Raw genomic sequence first — 5,000 nt, forward strand, 5'->3', positions numbered from 1 at the left:
AGAAATTAGCAAACTGCCTATGGAGAATGGGCATCTCTCCTCTTTTTCAATTATGTATGTCGTTATTTTCGACGGTTCATCAAGGGAGACAAATGCCAAAATGGAACAAAATGGTTGAAAGACAGGTGTCTTCCAACCATTTTGTCAACAGTCTGAGCTGCTAGATGAACTAGCAGCTTTCCTTTTCTTCACCTTTCTTTTTTAGTACAATGAAAGAATGGACACTTTTTATAGAAAGTGAGCGGATGATGGATGAAAGAAATAAAAATTTCAACAGAAACCATTACACTCGGACAATTTTTAAAACTAGCGAACGTCATCTCAACAGGTGGGATGGCGAAATGGTTTTTACAAACAAACGATGTATTTGTTAATGGTGAGCGGGAACAACGTCGCGGGCGAAAGCTAAAGGTAGGGGACGTTGTCGACATCAAAACAATCGGTACATTTACGATTTGTTCGTGAAGGTGGGAGCACCTTTGTTTTTGGAACAATTAACTTTAAAAAACTACCGCAATTATGAACAAGGTTGTTGGCAATTTCAAAATAAAGTAAACGTCATTTTAGGTGAAAATGCCCAAGGTAAGACGAACATCATGGAATCCATTTATGTTTTATCTATGGCGAAATCACATCGAACGACGAACGATAAAGATTTAATTCGTTGGGACGAAGATTATGCTAAAATAGAAGGTAAAGTAGGAAAGAAAAACGGATCCATTTTTCTGCAACTAACTGTGTCAAAAAAAGGCAAGAAAGCAAAACTCAATCATATTGAACAGGCGAAGTTAAGCAGATATGTCGGGCACATGAACGTCGTCATGTTTGCTCCAGAAGATTTAAACCTTGTAAAAGGGAGCCCACAAATTCGAAGACGTTTTATCGACATGGAGATCGGTCAAGTATCTCCTGTTTACATGCATGAGCTTGGTCAATATCAAAAAGTGTTGCAACAAAGAAATCAATATTTGAAACTACTTCAGTCGAAAAAACAGATGGATGAAACGTTTCTTGATGTGCTTACAGAACAACTGGTAGAACTTGCAGCTAAGATCACGCTTAAAAGATACGAATTTATCGAATTATTACAAACGTGGGCAAAACCGATTCATGCTGAAATTAGTCGAGGTAATGAACAATTAGCTATTCACTATTGTCCTTCGGTTCATGTATTAGACAAACAACAATGGTCGAGAATAGTAGAAGTGTATAACGACAAGTTCGCACAAATAAAAACAAAAGAAATCGAACGAGGCACAACACTTATCGGGCCACATCGAGACGATTTATCGTTCACAATTAACGGAAAGGATGTACAAACGTTCGGTTCACAAGGACAACAACGAACGACGGCCCTTTCATTGAAACTAGCTGAAATTGATTTAATTTTTTCGGAAATTGGAGAGTACCCTATTCTTTTACTTGACGATGTCCTATCAGAACTGGATGATTTTCGCCAAACGCATTTGTTAAATGCTATACAAGGCAAAGTGCAAACATTCGTAACAACAACGAGCATAGATGGGATTGAGCATCGCGTTATTCGTGATGCAGATGTGTACGAAGTTGTCTCGGGACAAATGATGAGACGATAGTTGTTTATCAAACTCGGACGTATTGTCCGAAAAGGAAAGCGTAGGTGATCAATAGTGACGATGGAACAAAGGGAACAAATTGTTTATGATGAAAGTCAAATTCAAGTGCTCGAAGGATTAGAAGCAGTACGAAAAAGACCGGGGATGTATATCGGATCAACTGGACCGAAAGGATTACACCATCTCGTTTGGGAAATTGTCGACAACAGTATTGATGAAGCGCTAGCTGGATTTTGTACGGAAATCAACGTCATTGTTGAAGAAGACAATAGCATTACAGTTATCGATAACGGTCGGGGGATTCCAGTTGGCATTCATGAAAAAATGGGGAGACCAGCTGTTGAAGTAATTATGACTGTGTTGCACGCTGGAGGGAAATTCGGCGGCGGTGGATATAAAGTATCTGGCGGTTTGCATGGGGTCGGTGCGTCTGTTGTTAATGCGTTGTCAGAAGAACTAGAAGTATATGTACATCGCGATGGAAACATTCACTATCAAAAATATAAGCGCGGTGTGCCTTGTTCTGATTTGCAAGTTGTAGGTGAGACAGATCGGACAGGAACAACGATTCATTTTAAGCCAGATCCGGAAATTTTCACAGAAACGACGGAGTATGATTACGATACACTCGCGCACCGTTTACGGGAGCTTGCTTTTTTAAACAAAGGCATTCGTATTACGCTAGAAGATCGACGCGGTGAAAAGCGACGCAACGAATACTACTATGAAGGTGGAATTTCTTCATACGTTAAACATTTAAATCGGACAAAAGAAACGCTTCACGAGGAACCGATTTATATCGAAGGTGAGAAAGACGGGATTCAAGTCGAAATTGCCCTGCAATACAACGATGGTTATACAAGTAATATATACTCATTTGCGAATAACATTCATACACATGAAGGTGGTACGCACGAGTTAGGTTTTAAAACAGCTCTGACGCGAATTATTAATGATTATGGCCGTAAAAACAATATGTTTAAAGACCAAGATGCCAATTTAACGGGTGAAGACGTACGGGAAGGATTAACAGCCATCATCTCGGTGAAACACCCAGCACCGCAGTTTGAGGGACAAACGAAGACGAAACTTGGAAATAGTGATGCCCGCACGGCGACAGAGTCCATTTTTGCTGAACAATTTGAGAAGTTTTTACTCGAGAATCCATCCGTTGCAAAAAAAATCGTTGAAAAAGGAATTTTAGCTTCTCGAGCACGTTTAGCAGCGAAGCGAGCGCGAGAATTAACGAGAAGAAAAAACGCCCTTGAAGTATCAAGTTTGCCTGGGAAATTGGCGGATTGTTCATCGAGAGATCCTGCGATATGTGAACTGTATGTCGTTGAGGGGGACTCAGCAGGTGGTTCTGCAAAACAAGGGCGCGATCGTCATTTCCAAGCGATTTTACCGTTGCGCGGAAAAATTATTAACGTTGAAAAATCACGTTTAGATAAAATTTTATCCAACAATGAAGTACGTGCGATTATTACAGCTCTTGGCACAGGAATCGGGGAAGATTTTGATATTACAAAAGCTCGTTACCATAAGATCATTATTATGACGGACGCCGATGTCGATGGTGCACACATTCGTACACTGTTATTAACATTTTTTTATCGCTACATGCGCGAGGTCATTGAACAAGGCTATGTTTACATCGCTCAACCACCTTTATATAAAATTCAGCAAGGAAAACGAATCGAATATGCATATAGTGATCGACAACTTGAAGAAATATTAACGCGGTTACCTGAACAACCAAAACCGGTCATTCAACGTTATAAAGGTCTTGGGGAGATGAATCCTGAACAACTTTGGGAAACAACAATGAATCCAGAAACGAGAACGTTGTTGAAAGTGAGTTTGCAAGATGCGATGGAGGCGGACGAAACGTTCGAAATTTTAATGGGGGACAAAGTCGAGCCGCGTAGACAATTTATCGAAGAAAACGCAAAATACGTAAAAAATCTAGATATTTAAACATGTTGGAGAGTGTTTGTTCACCCTCCCCTTGTTTTATTATTTTGCTAAGTAAGGGAGGTTCGTTGTTGTATGTCTGAACGAGTAAAAGAAGTGAGTATTAGTCAAGAAATGCGTGCATCGTTTCTTGACTATGCGATGAGCGTCATTGTATCTCGCGCGCTCCCTGATGTGCGTGACGGTCTAAAGCCGGTACATCGTCGTATTTTATATGCAATGCACGATTTAGGAATGACGGCGGACAAGCCTTACAAAAAGTCGGCACGTATTGTCGGTGAAGTGATCGGGAAGTATCATCCGCACGGAGATGCAGCGGTATACGATACGATGGTGCGGATGGCACAAGATTTCAACTATCGATATATGCTTGTAGATGGACATGGAAACTTCGGATCAATTGACGGGGATGCTGCAGCAGCAATGCGCTATACAGAAGCGAGAATGTCGAAAATTTCGATGGAGCTGTTGCGAGATATTAACAAAGACACGATTGATTACCAAGACAACTATGACGGTTCAGAACGAGAGCCAATTGTTTTGCCAGCTCGTTTCCCGAATTTGCTTGTGAACGGATCTTCAGGGATTGCGGTTGGGATGGCAACAAACATTCCGCCGCATCAACTTGGAGAAGTCATTGACGCTTTATTGGAGCTGATGAAAGATCCCGACATGACGATTGCTGAATTGATGGAATATTTGCCAGGACCTGATTTTCCGACAGGTGCGCAAATTATTGGGAGAGGCGGTATACGAAAAGCGTATGAAACAGGACGAGGTTCGATTACGTTGCGTGCCAAAGCAGAGATCGAGCAAAAAGAGAACGGAAAAGAAGTGATTATCGTCCGTGAGTTACCTTATCAAGTCAATAAAGCGAAGTTAATTGAAAAAATTGCAGAACTTGTTCGTGAGAAGAAAATCGACGGAATTACAGATTTACGTGATGAATCCGATCGAAGCGGTATGCGTATCGTTATTGAAGTACGAAGAGACGTGAGTGCTCATGTCGTACTTAACAATTTATACAAACAAACGGCTTTACAAACGAGCTTTGGTATCAATATGCTCGCGCTTGTTGATGGGCAACCGAAAGTATTAAATTTAAAACAATGTTTACAATATTATCTAGACCATCAAAAAATTATTATTCGTCGTCGAACTCAGTTTGAGTTAAACAAAGCGGAAGCTCGCGCCCATATTTTAGAAGGGTTGCGCATTGCCCTTGATCACTTAGATGAAGTGATTGAGCTCATTCGTCAATCTGCGACCGTAGACGTAGCAAAAGAAGGGTTAATGACAAAGTTCCAGCTAAGCGAAAAGCAAGCGCAAGCTATTTTAGATATGCGTTTACAACGTTTAACGGGACTAGAGCGTGAAAAAATTGAACAAGAGTATGAGGAATTAGTCAAGCTCATCGCGCATTTAAAAGCC

At 40.8% G+C, this 5,000-nt stretch carries 4 protein-coding genes (1 of these 4 running past the window's edge); all 4 read left to right on the forward strand.

The window, feature by feature from the left end:
- Positions 1 to 252 precede the first annotated feature (252 nt).
- On the forward strand, positions 253 to 465 hold the full coding sequence (gene yaaA, locus LD028_RS15510) for a S4 domain-containing protein YaaA (RefSeq protein ID WP_006321152.1): 213 nt from the start codon (positions 253 to 255) through the stop codon (positions 463 to 465).
- 14 nt (positions 466 to 479) lie between these two features.
- A complete protein-coding gene (gene recF / locus LD028_RS15515; protein WP_237812295.1) occupies positions 480 to 1,595 on the forward strand; it encodes a DNA replication/repair protein RecF in 1,116 nt (371 codons plus the stop codon).
- A 60-nt stretch (positions 1,596 to 1,655) separates the two neighbouring features.
- Positions 1,656 to 3,572 carry a DNA topoisomerase (ATP-hydrolyzing) subunit B gene (gene gyrB / locus LD028_RS15520; protein WP_237812298.1) on the forward strand — a complete coding sequence of 639 codons (1,917 nt, stop codon included), beginning with the start codon at positions 1,656 to 1,658 and terminating at the stop codon, positions 3,570 to 3,572.
- Between the two features lie 72 nt (positions 3,573 to 3,644).
- A protein-coding gene (gene gyrA, locus LD028_RS15525; RefSeq protein ID WP_237812296.1) for a DNA gyrase subunit A crosses the window boundary here: on the forward strand, positions 3,645 to 5,000 show its 5' portion. 1,095 nt of this gene lie beyond the right edge of the window; 1,356 of the gene's 2,451 nt are visible here — the first part of the coding sequence; the start codon lies at positions 3,645 to 3,647; its stop codon lies beyond the right edge, outside the window.

Origin of the sequence: Anoxybacillus sp. LAT27 (genome assembly GCF_022030075.1) — a bacterium.
GTDB classification, from domain to species: Bacteria; Bacillota; Bacilli; order Bacillales; family Anoxybacillaceae; genus Anoxybacillus; species Anoxybacillus kestanbolensis.

Coding starts and splice junctions, on each gene's coding strand:
- yaaA (WP_006321152.1), top strand. CDS start 253: ATGAAAGAAATAAAAATTTCAACAGAAACCATTACACTCGGACAATTT.
- gyrB (WP_237812298.1), top strand. CDS start 1,656: ATGGAACAAAGGGAACAAATTGTTTATGATGAAAGTCAAATTCAAGTG.